The 15,015-nt window shown below is 42.0% G+C and carries 12 protein-coding genes; 10 read left to right on the top strand and 2 right to left on the bottom strand.

Annotation, left to right across the window (positions count from 1 at the left end; translation table 11 throughout):
• Nucleotides 1–76: 76 nt before the first annotated feature.
• Together pyc and C6Y01_RS02710 are read left to right on the top strand one after the other, a co-directional pair.
• Nucleotides 77–3,523, top strand: a complete 3,447-nt coding sequence (pyc, locus tag C6Y01_RS02715; RefSeq protein WP_106037795.1) for a pyruvate carboxylase — start codon at nucleotides 77–79, stop codon at nucleotides 3,521–3,523.
• 99 nt (nucleotides 3,524–3,622) lie between these two features.
• On the top strand, nucleotides 3,623–5,056 hold the full coding sequence (locus C6Y01_RS02710; RefSeq protein ID WP_106037794.1) for a cryptochrome/photolyase family protein: 1,434 nt from the start codon (nucleotides 3,623–3,625) through the stop codon (nucleotides 5,054–5,056).
• Between the two features lie 40 nt (nucleotides 5,057–5,096).
• Here C6Y01_RS02710 and C6Y01_RS02705 read toward each other — a convergent pair whose 3' ends face one another.
• Nucleotides 5,097–6,020: a COX15/CtaA family protein gene (locus C6Y01_RS02705; RefSeq protein ID WP_095285109.1), complete on the bottom strand. Its 924-nt coding sequence runs from the start codon at nucleotides 6,018–6,020 to the stop codon at nucleotides 5,097–5,099.
• A 394-nt stretch (nucleotides 6,021–6,414) separates the two neighbouring features.
• On the opposite strand from C6Y01_RS02705, the gene cyoE reads away from it, so the two are divergent.
• From cyoE to ctaG, 6 genes are all read left to right on the top strand, one after another.
• A complete protein-coding gene (gene cyoE / locus C6Y01_RS02700) occupies nucleotides 6,415–7,332 on the top strand; it encodes a heme o synthase (RefSeq protein ID WP_003211774.1) in 918 nt (305 codons plus the stop codon).
• A 279-nt stretch (nucleotides 7,333–7,611) separates the two neighbouring features.
• Nucleotides 7,612–8,679, top strand: a complete 1,068-nt coding sequence (coxB, locus tag C6Y01_RS02695) for a cytochrome c oxidase subunit II (RefSeq protein WP_034662616.1) — start codon at nucleotides 7,612–7,614, stop codon at nucleotides 8,677–8,679.
• 169 nt (nucleotides 8,680–8,848) lie between these two features.
• A complete protein-coding gene (ctaD, locus tag C6Y01_RS02690) occupies nucleotides 8,849–10,720 on the top strand; it encodes a cytochrome c oxidase subunit I (protein WP_106037793.1) in 1,872 nt (623 codons plus the stop codon).
• On the top strand, nucleotides 10,720–11,340 hold the full coding sequence (gene ctaE / locus C6Y01_RS02685) for a cytochrome c oxidase subunit III (RefSeq protein WP_034662610.1): 621 nt from the start codon (nucleotides 10,720–10,722) through the stop codon (nucleotides 11,338–11,340). The genes ctaD and ctaE overlap by 1 nt, the downstream gene beginning before the upstream one ends.
• Before the next feature lie 2 nt (nucleotides 11,341–11,342).
• A complete protein-coding gene (ctaF, locus tag C6Y01_RS02680) occupies nucleotides 11,343–11,672 on the top strand; it encodes a cytochrome c oxidase subunit IVB (RefSeq protein ID WP_003211520.1) in 330 nt (109 codons plus the stop codon).
• A gap of 30 nt (nucleotides 11,673–11,702) precedes the next feature.
• Nucleotides 11,703–12,581, top strand: coding sequence for a cytochrome c oxidase assembly factor CtaG (gene ctaG / locus C6Y01_RS02675; protein WP_060596178.1), 879 nt, complete (start codon nucleotides 11,703–11,705; stop codon nucleotides 12,579–12,581).
• 234 nt (nucleotides 12,582–12,815) lie between these two features.
• On the opposite strand, the gene C6Y01_RS02670 is transcribed toward ctaG, so the two are convergent.
• Entirely contained in the window at nucleotides 12,816–13,181 is a 366-nt protein-coding gene (locus C6Y01_RS02670; protein ID WP_060596179.1) for a YugN family protein, read from the bottom strand.
• 161 nt (nucleotides 13,182–13,342) lie between these two features.
• Between C6Y01_RS02670 and C6Y01_RS02665 the strand changes: the two genes are divergently transcribed.
• Nucleotides 13,343–13,765, top strand: coding sequence for a CBS domain-containing protein (locus C6Y01_RS02665; protein ID WP_034663862.1), 423 nt, complete (start codon nucleotides 13,343–13,345; stop codon nucleotides 13,763–13,765).
• Between the two features lie 122 nt (nucleotides 13,766–13,887).
• A complete protein-coding gene (locus tag C6Y01_RS02660; protein ID WP_034662603.1) occupies nucleotides 13,888–14,931 on the top strand; it encodes a CAP domain-containing protein in 1,044 nt (347 codons plus the stop codon).
• Nucleotides 14,932–15,015: the final 84 nt, after the last annotated feature.

The following is a 15,015-nucleotide window of genomic DNA, read 5'->3' as shown; positions in this document are numbered from 1 at the left end:
CAAAAGTGTACAGTTTTCATTTCTTCCTTTATTATAGAGTACATATAAAATTTTAAGGGATATGGAGGAGTGAGAAATGTCACAGAGAACAATTCAAAAGGTTCTAGTTGCAAACAGAGGGGAAATTGCTATCAGAGTCTTCAGGGCCTGTACGGAGCTCAATTTACGTACAGTGGCCATTTATTCCAAAGAAGACTCGGGCTCTTATCATCGCTATAAAGCAGATGAAGCATATCTAGTTGGAGAAGGGAAAAAACCGATTGATGCCTACCTTGATATCGAGGGGATCATCGAAATTGCAAAACGAAATGACGTGGATGCGATCCATCCAGGTTACGGATTTTTATCTGAAAATATTCATTTTGCAAGACGATGCGAAGAGGAAGGCATTCAATTTATCGGTCCAACTTCTCAGCATTTAGATATGTTTGGAGATAAAGTAAAGGCAAGAGATGAAGCGAAAAAAGCTGGAATTCCAGTCATTCCAGGAAGTGACGGACCAGTTGATTCGGTCAAAGAAGTCGAAAAATTCGGTGAAGAATACGGTTACCCGTTTATTATTAAAGCTTCACTAGGCGGCGGCGGCCGAGGTATGCGGATTGTCAGAACGAAAGAGGAGCTGAAGGAAGCCTATGACCGTGCGAAGTCAGAGGCAAAAGCTGCTTTTGGAAATGACGAAGTATACGTTGAAAAACTGATTGAAAATCCGAAACATATTGAGGTGCAGGTGATTGGTGACAATCACGGCAATATCATTCATTTATATGAGCGTGACTGCTCTGTTCAAAGGCGGCATCAAAAGGTCATTGAAGTGGCGCCAAGTGTGTCTCTTACAGATCAACTGCGTGAAGATATTTGCGAAGCGGCTGTTCAGCTGGCCCAGAATGTATCGTATATTAATGCAGGGACTGTAGAATTCCTTGTCGCAAATGGAGAGTTTTACTTTATTGAAGTCAATCCAAGGGTACAGGTAGAACACACGATCACTGAAATGATCACAGGTGTCGATATCGTCCAAACCCAAATTCTTGTCGCAAAGGGTCATGACCTTCACAGCAAGGAAGTCGGTATACCAAAGCAAGAAGATATTTTTACACATGGCTTTGCCATTCAATCAAGGGTCACAACAGAAGATCCTTTAAATGATTTTATGCCAGACACAGGAAAAATTATGGCCTACCGTTCAGGTGGGGGATTTGGTGTACGACTTGATACAGGGAACAGCTTTCAAGGTGCAGTCATTACACCTTATTACGATTCACTATTGGTCAAGCTGTCCACATGGGCGCTCACATTTGACCAAGCGGCTGCTAAAATGGTCCGAAATTTACAGGAATTCAGGATTCGCGGGATTAAAACAAACATTCCGTTTCTTGAAAACGTGGCAAAGCATGAGAAGTTTCTAAAAGGGGAATACGATACGTCGTTTATCGATTCAACGCCAGAGCTATTTAATTTCCCTAAGCAAAAAGACCGTGGAACGAAGATGCTGACTTATATTGGTAACGTGACCATTAATGGATTCCCTGGTATAGCGGAGAAAAAGAAGCCTCATTTTGACAAGCCAATTGTACCGAAGCTTCCTCTACATCAAGAGATTCCGTCTGGGACAAAACAATTGTTAGACACACATGGACCTGAGGGCCTTGCCAATTGGGTGAAAGAACAAAATAGCGTCCTTTTAACAGATACAACCTTTAGGGATGCGCATCAGTCTCTGCTTGCGACACGCTTCAGAACACATGATTTAAAGAAAGTTGCCCAGCCAACAGCAGGTTTATGGCCAGAGCTGTTTAGTATGGAAATGTGGGGCGGCGCTACATTTGATGTTGCGTACCGTTTCTTAAAAGAAGATCCTTGGGAACGATTAAAAGAGCTACGCCAAGAAGTGCCAAACACGTTGTTCCAAATGCTTTTAAGATCATCAAACGCTGTCGGATATACAAACTATGCGGATAATGTGATTAAAGCATTTGTAAAGGAGTCGGCCGAAGCAGGCATTGACGTCTTCCGTATTTTCGATAGCTTAAACTGGGTCAAAGGCATGACGCTTGCCATTGATTCTGTTCGTGAATCAGGCAAAGTGGCAGAGGCAGCCATTTGTTATACGGGGGACATTCTTGATCCATCTCGTCCGAAATATGATCTTGAGTATTATGTATCTCTTGCGAAAGAGCTTGAATCTGCCGGTGCACATATTTTAGGTATTAAAGATATGGCGGGATTATTAAAGCCGCAGGCAGCTTATGAGTTAGTCTCTGCTTTAAAAGATGAGCTCACGATCCCTATCCATCTTCATACGCATGATACGAGTGGAAATGGACTGTTCACCTATGCAAGAGCGATTGATGCAGGCGTTGATATTGTGGATGTGGCCGTCAGCTCTATGGCAGGACTCACATCGCAGCCAAGTGCAAGCTCACTGTACTATGCTTTAGATGGACATGAAAGAAAGCCAGACATGAACGTCCAATCTGTCGAACACCTTTCTCAATACTGGGATTCTGTCAGAAAATACTATCGTGAATTCGAAAGCGGCATGAACTCACCTCATACAGAAATTTATGAGCATGAAATGCCTGGCGGTCAGTATAGTAACTTGCAGCAGCAGGCGAAAGGTGTTGGCCTTGGCGACCGCTGGAACGAAGTAAAAGAAATGTACAGACGTGTGAATGACATGTTTGGTGATATTGTGAAGGTCACACCTTCCTCTAAAGTAGTTGGAGACATGGCACTTTATATGGTGCAAAATGATTTAACAGAGGAAGATGTCTATGAAAAAGGAGCAACATTAGACTTCCCGGATTCTGTTGTGGAATTATTTAAAGGCTATTTAGGCCAGCCGCATGGCGGATTCCCTGAAAAATTACAAAAGCTGATTTTAAAAGGAGAAGAACCGCTCACTGTCAGACCTGGTGAGAAGCTGAAGCCAGTGGACTTTGAAGCTATTCAGCAGCAGTTCAAAGAATCTCATGACCTGACGCTGACAGAGCAAGACGCGATTGCGTATGCCTTATATCCAAAAGTCTTTTCTGAATTTGTCCAAACAGCAGAAAGCTATGGGGACATCTCTGTTCTTGACACTCCAACGTTCTTCTATGGGATGAGGCTTGGTGAAGAGATTGAGGTAGAAATCGAAAAAGGAAAAACCCTGATTGTCAAACTCGTGTCGATTGGAGAACCGAATCCAGATGCCACAAGAGTTCTTTACTTTGAGTTAAATGGCCAGCCGCGTGAAGTGGTGATTAAGGATGAAAGCATCAAATCCTCCGTTCAAGAAAAAATGAAGGCGGACCGTTCAAATCCAAATCACATTGCCGCATCAATGCCAGGCACTGTCATCAAAGTGCTCGTGGAAAAAGGACAGAAAATCTCGCAAGGTGAGCATTTGATGATCAATGAAGCCATGAAAATGGAAACGACTGTACAAGCGCCATTCACTGCGGTCGTAGATGAAATACATGTGACAAATGGAGAACCGATTCAAACCGGTGATCTGCTGATTGTGTTAAAGCCTGAATAATAAGTGAGACACATCCATCGTGATGTGTCTTTTTTTGAGCGCATTAAAATGTGCAGCAGCCTGCGAGAGTGATTACACTATAGAGTGAGGTGAAGAAAGTTGGAAATTGTCGTGATTTGGTTTCGCCGAGATATGCGATTGGATGATCATATCGCCTTATCAAAAGCGATCACATATGCAAAAAAACACGAGTACAAATTATTGGCTCTTTATCATCTAGATCCATTTTTTACTGAAATGGAACTGGATATAAACAACGAACATTTCTTTCAAAACTTGGCGCATTTCGTCAAGGAAGCGAGAGAATCTCAAATTTATGTTCACCTTCTCCATGATGATGTCCTGCGCGCCTTTCAGCAGGTCATGGATGTGTATGACATCAAAGCCGTCTTTTTTAATGAAGATGAAGTGGGTATCGGCCAAAGGCGTGACCAGCAAGTAACCGATTTTTTAGAAAAGAAGGCCATTCATGTGTCAACGTGGCAAGATACACATCTTCACGGGGCACGAGATATTTTAAAAGCAGATGGCTCACATTATCAAGTGTTTACCCCATACTATCAATCATGGCGGAAGCAAGAGAAGCAGCCTGTGATAAAAGTTGACAAATCATTTTTCAGCAGCGAGCATACGATTTGTGATGAGTCACTTTCGCAAAAAGGAAATGACAAACTGTGTGACATGATAAAGGGCTGCTCAAGGAAGTTTGATCAAATCGGCTCTGACAAAGCGATGAACACGCTGCATCACTTTATCCAAAAAAGATTAACGCGTTACCATGAGAAACGAGATATTCCGTCTCTTTTTGGAACGAGCAAGCTGTCGCGTTTCTTAAAAACAGGCACTATTTCGATCCGAACGATTTTTCATGCGATGTATGAAGAAGCACTATTTGAAGACGAGGGTAGAGAGACCTTTATCAAAGAGCTGGCATGGCGCGATTTTTACCATATGATTTATGCACATTATCCAGAGATGAAAGAAAAAGAAATCAATTCGGCGTTTCAAGGAATGAAATGGAATGAAGATGAGGCGCTGTTTGAAGCTTGGTGTAAAGGGGAAACAGGCTTTCCGCTCGTTGATGCAGGGATGAGACAGTTAAATGAGGTGGGCTGGATGCATAACCGCTTGCGAATGGTCACAGCCTCATTTTTAACAAAGGATTATTTGATTGATTGGAGAAAGGGCGAAGCGTATTTTGCAAAAAAACTTGTGGATTATGATGAGGCGTCAAATATCGGAGGATTTCAGTGGGCTGCCTCTGTCGGGACAGATGCCGTGCCGTACTTCCGTATTTTTAACCCAACGACCCAGTCGAAGCGATTTGATCCGAGCGGGGAATATATTAGAAGATATGTACCAGAGCTAGAGCATGTCGATGAAAAGTGGATACATGAACCAATTAAAATGCCATTAGATGAACAACTGAAATCGGAATGTGTGCTAGGTGATACATACCCGCTGCCGACAGTTGATCATCAAGAAAGACGCAAAAAAGCCATTTCGCTATTTGAAGAAGCAAAACAACAATAAAACAAATCCCCCATTCCGCATGAAAGGGGGATACAAATTCTTATTTGAATGGTTCTTTGCTTTCATATTTAAACCGGGCAATGAGTAAGCAGAAGTAACAAAGTATCCCAAACAAACCGGAAATAAAGAATGAATGAGCCAGCGCGTAACCAAGTGCAAGCTGAGAATAAACAGACATCACACCTGAAATGGCTTGAAGTGTAATCAGAATGGCTGAAATGATCCATCCATAATACAGCTGCTTCTGTTCTTTATAATGTTTCATGGCATGGAACATCGCAACAAATATCCAGACGAATAAAAGAAGTGCTGCTGCTCGGTGAGACATTTGCACCCACTGATTAAAGTACGCTGGAAGTGCACCGTCTTTTGAACAAAACGGGAAGACAGAACAAGCAAGGCTTGACTTTGTATGCCTCACATAAGCACCCGTATACACCACGATATACGTATAGGTGATCAAACCATAAATATGGAACTGCATTTTTTTGCCGATATGAAGCGGCTTCACAAGCTTTGTTTCAGATCTGGTTGCTTCAAATACAAGAAGCGCAAGCAGTAACACTGAAGCAAAAGAAATGAGTGAAATACCGAAGTGCAGTGCCATCACAAGGGCGTTAGAACCAAACACGACGGCTAGAGCTCCTAAAAGCGCTTGAAGCAGTAAGAATATAATCGACATGATGACCAAAAATTTGGTTTCACGGAATACTGGACTAATCTTTTTCCAGCATAAGACCGCCAGTGCCAGAACAAGAATGGTGGAAACCCCTGTTGACATGCGGTGACTCCATTCGATGATGGAAGCAGTGTTCATTTCAGGGAAGAAACGTCCGTGGCAAAGGGGCCACTGCCGGCCGCAGCCAAGACCCGAGCCGGTTTTCGTCACAAGCGCACCGCCAATCAAAACGATCAGCATCACAAACGTTGTGATCACGCTCAATAACCTTAAAGCAAATTTCATCAAATTATTTCACCTTCTCTAAAAAACTTCTGATCTAAATGAAAAACCTCATATGCTCTCAAGTTTAAGCCAAATGCGTGTTCTGTTGCAATTCATAATGACCAAAGTTCACAAAAAAATGATATGTTAGTTCACAAAGTTTACAGATTTAGAGTGCTTGATCTTTCTTTGACAGTCTGATAGAAATAGAGGAGAGAATATTTCATTTTGCACCGCCTTCTGAAACACACATAAATCCTTATAAATTCACGAAAAGTTCACAAATAACTTCAAGATTGTCGTTTATTATTTAATAGGATGTTTTTTTACAGCTGTTTATCTTGTATGATAGAGTTGTAACGAATTTACGTTTCATTTGTTCGTTTGAAGGTTTGGGCAAGGGAGGTTATACACATTGGCAAATTCCAAAACAGCCGCGGAAGCAGCTATTCATGGACAAATAGAAGAAACAACAGCTTGGAAAGATTTTCTTGCTCTGATTAAAATGGGCATCGTCAATTCCAACTTCATTACAACATTTACTGGAATGTGGCTTGCTTTTTATTTTACAGGTATGAGTTTCCTTGGGAATCTTGATATTGTGCTGTTAACAATGATTGGTTCTTCTCTTATTATTGCCGGTTCATGCGCCATTAATAATGCGTTTGACCGTGATATTGATATATTAATGGAAAGAACAAAAACAAGACCGACGGTTACAGGTAAGATTCAGCCGGGGCAAGCGTATGCATTTGGTATTTTGCTTGTTGTACTTGGACTCATCATGCTTCTGATGACAACCATAACATCAGCAGTGATTGGTTTTATCGGAGTCTTTACTTATGCAGTTCTTTACACCATGTGGTCTAAACGTCATTACACCATCAATACCGTTATTGGAAGTGTATCTGGTGCGGTGCCGCCATTAATCGGCTGGACAGCTGTCACAGGTACAATTGACACAACGGCTTGGGTTTTGTTTATGATTATGTTCATTTGGCAAATCCCTCACTTCCTGTCACTTGCGATTAAGAAAACGGAAGATTACCGTAAGGCAGGTATTCCAATGCTGCCAGTCGTTTATGGCTTTGAAGTCACGAAACGCCAAATCATCATTTGGACAGCATGTCTTCTTCCACTTCCATTTTTCTTAGGTGGATTAGGATGGCCGATTGTCGCACTTGGCACATTGCTGAATATTGGATGGCTCGTCATTGGCCTTATGGGCTTTAAAATGAAAGACGTCATGAAGTGGTCAACGCTCATGTTCGTTTATTCATTAAACTACTTAACCATCTTTTTCGTCGCGATGATTATCATTACACTATTCTAGAGTAAAATACACTTTGATCACATCAAAACAATGGCTATATCTTATAACACAACATTTTCTAACAACTATGAAAGCCGCCTGATATTCAGTTCTATTTAGGCGGCTTTCTGTTTATACATAGATGGTATTTTGAGTAAAAACATCATTTTTTTATGAAAAGAGGAAATGTAAGTGCTTTTATAAGAGGCGGGGGTTATGAATGGGTGAAAAGTGATTTTATAAATAAGAGGTAATAAGCGAAAGGCAAAGGAGATCAAGCAAAAGGGGTTGGGACAAATTATGATAAGAAAATGGCGTGTTTATTCACTGTTTCTCTTACTGACGCTCGTTTTGGCGGGCTGTGGTGAACCATACTTATCAACACTCAAACCAGTTGGGGAAGTAGCAGATAAACAGTTTTTCCTAACGGTACTGAGTACACTCATTATGGTTCTTGTCGTCATTGTTGTATCGATCATTTTCTTTTACGTCATCATTAAATTCAAACGTTCTAAAGTGGGAGAAGATACGATTCCAAAGCAGGTGGAAGGGAACCGTAACCTAGAAATTACGTGGACAGCGATTCCGATTCTTCTCCTCATTATTCTCGTTGTGCCTGTTGTGGCATACACGCTTGAGCTTGGGGATACAAGCGCTATGGATAAGAAAAAACGAGATCCTGAAAAGACACTTGTTGTCAATGTAAGAGCCAGTTTATATTGGTGGGAATTCGAATACCCTGATTATGGGATTGTCACAAGTCAGGAATTGATTGTACCGACAGATCAAAAGGTGTACTTTAAGCTGAAAGCATCCGATGTGAAACACTCTTTCTGGGTTCCATCGGCTGGCGGTAAAATTGATACAAACACAGAAAATGAAAACAAGTTTTATTTAACCTTTGATTCAAAACGAACGAAAGATGCAGGAGAATATTTCTACGGGAAATGTGCAGAGCTTTGCGGTCCCTCGCATGCTTTAATGGACTTTAAAGTTAAAACGCTTTCTCAAGATGAGTTTTTAGGATGGACGAAAAAAATGGCTGATTACAAGAAGCCTACATCCACAAAAGATCTCGCTCTTGAAGGTGAAAAATTATTTAAAGAGAAAAACTGCTTGAGCTGTCATGCAGTAGAGCCTGGTGACGAACGGCCGGAAGCGGCAAGGACGGCACCAAACCTTGCGACCTTCGGAGACCGAACGAAAGTAGCTGGAATCAAAGATATGAACAAAGAAAATGTGAAAGCATGGCTGAAAGATCCAGAGAGCTTTAAACCAGGGAATAAAATGACAGGGACGTACCCTAAATTAAATGACTCAGAAGCAGATGCACTTTATGAGTATTTAAAAGGACTTAAAATCGAGTAATTTCTAATGCGAATGTGCAAGAGGGTATGTGATCGATGTGAAGTTTTTGTTAAGAGCTCCCGAATATGTCTCTACAACCGAGAGTAGCCATCTGTCAGACACAGTCTGTGTAAAGTTAAGATAGACATCTATATGAAAAGGGGCAAATGGGAGATAAGAGGGGGATTTCATGGTGAGTACAATAGCTAAAAAGCGGGGGTTTGGCGCTGTCTTATGGGATTACTTGACGACGGTTGACCACAAAAAAATTGCCGTACTATATTTAGTGGCAGGGGGATTTTTCTTTTTAATTGGCGGCCTGGAAGCGATGATTATCCGTATTCAGCTAGCCATCCCTGAAAATGATTTTGTAAGTGCAGGGTTTTACAATGAAGTCATGACGATGCATGGAACAACGATGATTTTCCTTGCAGCAATGCCGCTTTTATTTGCATTAATGAATGCGGTTGTACCCATTCAAATTGGTGCACGTGACGTAGCGTTTCCGTTTGTGAATTCACTTGGTTTTTGGCTGTTCTTTTTCGGAGGAATTTTCTTAAACCTTGGATGGTTTATGGGTGGATCACCTGATGCAGGCTGGACTGCATACGCCTCGCTCACGCTTAATTCAGAAGGGCACGGCATGGATTTCTATATTTTAGGTTTGCAGATAGCGGGTATTGGTACGCTGATTGCCGGGATCAACTTTCTTGCAACGATTATTAATATGAGAACGCCTGGTATGACGTATATGAGAATGCCGCTCTTTACATGGACGACATTTGTCGCCTCAGCACTGATTTTATTCGCATTCCCGCCACTTACAGCAGGGCTTGCGATGCTGATGCTTGATAGAATGTTTGATACGAGCTTTTTCAATCCAGAGCTCGGCGGAAATACAATCATCTGGGAGCATTTGTTCTGGATTTTCGGACACCCAGAAGTATATATCTTAATCCTGCCAGCATTCGGAATATTCTCTGAAATCATTCCAGTGTTTGCAAGAAAAAGGTTGTTTGGCTATTCGTCCATGGTGTTCGCTACTGTATTGATTGGTTTCCTTGGATTCATGGTATGGGCGCATCACATGTTCACAACAGGACTTGGTCCGATTGCCAATGCGATCTTTGCTGTAGCCACAATGGCGATTGCGGTACCTACAGGAATTAAAGTATTCAACTGGCTGCTCACCATATGGGGCGGTAATGTGAAGTTTACAACGCCGATGCTGTATTCCGTTGCCTTTATACCGTCGTTTTTACTTGGCGGGGTAACCGGAGTCATGCTTGCAGCAGCTGCAGCAGATTATCAGTTCCATGATACGTACTTTGTCGTGGCGCATTTCCACTACGTCATTATTGGCGGGGTCGTATTCGGTATTTTAGCTGGTGTGCATTACTGGTGGCCGAAGATGTTTGGAAAAATACTGAATGAGAAGCTTGGGAAAATTGGCTTTGTGCTGTTTTTCATCGGTTTCCATTTAACCTTCTTTATCCAGCATTTTCTCGGGCTTTGGGGCATGCCGCGCCGAGTCTTTACATTCCTGTCAGGTCAGGGGCTAGACCTTGGGAACTTGATCAGTACGATTGGGGCACTGTTTATGTTTGTAGCTGTTGTCATCATGCTGATTAACATCATCTGGACTACAGCAAAAGGAGAGCGTGTATCGAGCGATCCTTGGGGAGACGGAAGAACGCTTGAATGGGCAGTGTCTTCACCTCCGCCAGAATACAACTTTAAACAGCTTCCGCTTGTCAGAGGACTAGATCCTTTATGGATTGAAAAAATGGATGGTAAAACAGGAATGACAGCATCTGAACCGCTTGATGATATTCACATGCCGAATAATTCCATCTTACCTGTCATTATCTCATTCGGTCTATTTGTTTCAGCGTTTGGCTTCATGTATCGTCAAGAGCACAGCTGGGGACTTCCAGTGATTTTCATTGGTCTTGGCATTACATTTGCTACCATGCTGGTTCGCTCTCTTAAAGATGATCATGGGTACCATATTCACAAAGAAGATTTGACCGATGACGATGATAAAGGGGTGAAAGCATAATGGAACCACAAAAAATGACAGCAGAAACCTTTCCGGCTTCTCCTGAGAAAGCCACGTTAGAAGGAAAGAATAAGTTCGTCGGGTTCTGGTTGTTTCTTGGGGGAGAAACCGTTCTGTTTGCATCGCTCTTTGCCACGTATTTGGCGCTGAAAAACTCTAATGCAGGCGGAGCAAAAACAACTGATATGTTTGATCTCACACTTGTCTTTATTGCCACGATGCTTCTGCTGACGAGCAGTTTAACGAGTGTGTATGCAATGTATCATATGAAAAACTTTGCCTTTAAAAAGATGCAGCTTTGGCTTGGCGTGACTGTGCTATTAGGTGCTTCATTTCTAGGGGTTGAAATTTATGAGTTCTATCATTATGTGCATGCGTATGAATTTACAATTACCAGCTCAGCTCTTGGTTCTTCCTTCTATACACTTGTCGGAACTCACGGGGCTCACGTCGCCTTCGGACTTTGCTGGATTACCGCTCTTATGATTCGAAATATGAGACGCGGACTCGATTTATACAATGCGCCGAAATATTATGTGGCAAGTCTGTATTGGCACTTCATTGATGTTGTGTGGGTCTTCATCTTTACCGTTGTATATTTAATGGGAATGGTGGGATAAGAATGGGAAATAAAAACACAAATCAGTCTAAAGTCGATCTTGTATACCGTAAAAAGAAAAATGCCGAAGAAATGAAGCATCAGCTCATTTCTTTCGGCTTGATGATTGGATTAACCTTTGTTGCCTTTTTAACAATCGCTTCTGAAGACGTTGGGAACTGGTTCGCAGTACCATTTATTTTATTGCTTGCAGTTATTCAGGTGGCTTTTCAGCTTTATTATTTTATGCACATGAACCAAAAAGGGCATGAAACACCCGCATTGTTTCTTTACTCAGGTGTGTTTGTCGCGTTTATTACCGTATTAGCCTTTTTGACCATTATTTGGTGGTAAGCCCGCTTTGCCCTTGAAGGAGGCGCAGCAATGGAGAACTTAGAAATATTCGGATTTCGGGCATTATGGAGCCCTTACTATTTGACTAGTATTGTCATAGCAGCTGCTCTTTATCTGCTTCTTGTGACAAAGGGAAAGCACCGTGCGACGGTGAAAGAGAAAACGTTGTTTCTGACGGGGCTTGTCCTGTTATACGCCGTGAAAGGAAGCCCAATTGATTTAATGGGGCATATTATGTTTAGTGCACATATGGCGCAAATGGCGGTGCTCTATTTAGTCATTCCGCCTCTCCTTATTACAGGATTACCTGCGGCCATTTGGGAGCGGATCATACAAACACCAGGCATTCAGCAAATTTTTCGTTTGTTTTCCAAGCCTTTAATTGCATTGCTTGGATTTAACGGCTTGTTTTCGATGTATCACATTCCGCTTGTGTTTGATTTTGTGAAAACAGATCCGTTTTATCATGCGTTGATGACGGTGGTCATTTTTATCGCTGCCTTTTTCATGTGGTGGCCGCTCGTTCATAAAGTCCAAAGTCAGCCGCAGATTACAGGCATTTTAAAGCTTGGTTATATCATGGCAGACGGAATATTGATGACTCCTGCGTGTGCTCTCATCATGTTTAGTGAGGCACCGATCTATGCAACCTATTCTGATGCTGGCGCTTGGATACAGGCACTGCACTTATGCGTGCCAAGTGATATGCTGGCAGGCCTTGCGCTCACAGGTCCTGAAATGTTCCATACCTTGCCGCTGCTAGAGGACCAGCAGCTAGGCGCGATTTTGATGAAAATTATTCAGGAGATTGTGTACGGCTCGATCCTTGCTGTTGTGTTCTTTGACTGGGCAAGAAAAGAAAGAGCGAAAGATGCCGTACCAGATGCGCTGATTCCGAAATATGAATGAAAAAAGCACAGCCGTATGGCTGTGCTCAGATTGTTGACAAAGGGCTAAAATGATCTTGATTTAGCCCTTTGTCTTCTTTTCATTTTCAGCGTGATAGAAAACCTTTGAAGTCTAGGAAGGACGAGCACTGGCGCGGAGCGAATTTGACATTCGTGAGCACCAGCGCACAGGACTGACAAAGAATGCAAGGGTTTGTCTACACGCTGAAGCACAGCCATATGGCTGTGCTTTCGTTTATGCTTCAGCAGTCATTGCTTCTAGTTTATCTTTCAGCTGTTCAAGCGTTTTCTTGCTTGATTGGATGAGAGATTTAGGGAAATCTTCGCCTTCGCCGTATTCAACACCGTGCGGATAATAATGTTTTCCAAGTAAAGGTGTTAGAAGCTGTATGTGTGCTCTTTTGGAACCAACATCTCCTTCGGTGGCGTAGCCGGAAATCCGTAAATAAAAGGTTCCCTCTACCATGTTATACTTTCTGTCGTACGTCACACGCTCATAATCCCATTGATCGGCTCGTACAAATCCTTCACTTTCCATGATGAAATCTAATTTATTTAAGTCAGCTGCTACCTTTTCAATCCCCGTACCTTCAAACTTCACCCAAAATCCCTCCTTATAAAAATTCCCTTTACTGACAATCATAGTATGAAAGCGTTAAACTTTCAACTGTGAAAGGTATGTTCTTTTATAACCTGGTTACAGTAATAAAGAAAATAACAGATGGAGGAATCGATGTGAAAACGAAAAAAATCAAAGATATTATGACAAAAAAAGTAGTGACATGCCAGCAAGACGACAATACGTATGAAGCGGCAGTCAAAATGAGAGACGCGGACATTGGGGCCATTCCGGTGGTTGACGGAGATCAGCTCGTTGGCATAGTGACAGACCGTGACCTTGTACTCAGAGGCATTGCAGAAAAAAAGCCAAACTCACAGGAAGTGGGCTCGCTGATGACGAAGGAAGTACTGACAGCTGAAGAAGATGCAACGCTTGAAGAAATTGTCCGGCTGATGTCAGAGCACCAGCTCCGCCGCATTCCTGTTGTGAAAAATGGCGCATTAACAGGGATTGTCGCTCTTGGAGATTTATCAGTCGAAGATTTATCAAATGATCGCGCGGGAGATGCACTGACAGAAATCTCTCAACAGGATCAAGATCACGGGCAAGGATTTCTTCATTAAGAGGGGCATATTTTAAATTCGTGTTAAATAGGCTGTATTGTCGTTGATAAATGAAGCGAGTTTTGTTTAAATGACAGTAGAAGGTACTTTTTGTACCTTGCCAATTTAACGGAGGTGTTTATTTGAAAACTGTGCTCAAAACACTCCTCATCCTCCTGATTATATCTGGAACGTACGTTCTGTTTATTCAATATGGATCTTCACCAGAAAAAGAAAACAGCAATGAACCGAAGGTGTCTAATGAAGAAACATCTAGCGATAAGCCGATCAACATCCCGAAAAAGGGGCTCATGTCCTTTATGGGGAAATCTTCAAACGAAGTGCTTAAACAGCTGGGAGAACCAGATCGCATTGATCCTTCCGCATATGATTATGACTGGTGGATATACAACCAATCGAAGAAGCACTATATTCAAGTAGGGGTAAAGGATAGTAAAGTGGTGACCCTGTTTGCAACAGGAGACGGGCTCAATGTCGAACCGTTTAAAATCGGTCAAGCCACAAGTGAAGTATTTAAAAAAACACAAATTGCACCTTACATTCATGTAGAGGATGAACAAAATTCATACCGCTTTGAATTCTCAGAGGATGATATGAATACAAGACCCACTGTGAAAGTGGGAGATGATGTGTATGTTCAGCTTTACATGGATAAGTTTGAAAGCACTCTTTCAAGTATCAGGGCGTTTAACGCAGATACATTTGTGAAACAAAAGCCATATGAGGTCGTCTATCGTGGTCAATTGATAGAACCTGAGGCAATATCAGGTGAAAAATGGAAAGAGATCGAAGCTTCCAGTCAAAAACAAATTTTTGATATGACCAATATTATCCGTCATAAGTACAAACTGCCGACCTTAAGGTGGGATGATGAAACCTCTGAAGTGGCATTCATGCATAGTGAGGACATGAAAGGGAATCATTATTTCTCCCATGAATCTAAAAAATACGGTACGCTGAAAGACCGGTTAGAAAGAGGAGAGGTGGCATTTCAGCTCGCAGGTGAAAACATTGCCTATAATTATGTAGATGGACCTGCAGCGGTAGAAGGCTGGCTCAATAGTGAAGGTCACAGGAAGGCGTTATTAAATAAAGATTACACACACCTTGGCGTAGGTGTGAAAGAAAAATACTACACTCAAAACTTCATCAAGAAAACATCTTAAACGAAAGCAGCTGCACAATCGCAGCTGTTTTTTTGATTGAAAAAGAGGCTCACCAAAATAGCTGCTGGTGTATATAGTATAGTA

The organism is Bacillus sp. NMCC46 (assembly GCF_002998465.1).
Taxonomy (GTDB): Bacteria; Bacillota; Bacilli; order Bacillales; family Bacillaceae; genus Bacillus.
Note: the sequence above shows the minus strand (reverse complement) of the source record. Positions and strands in the feature narration are given on the sequence as shown.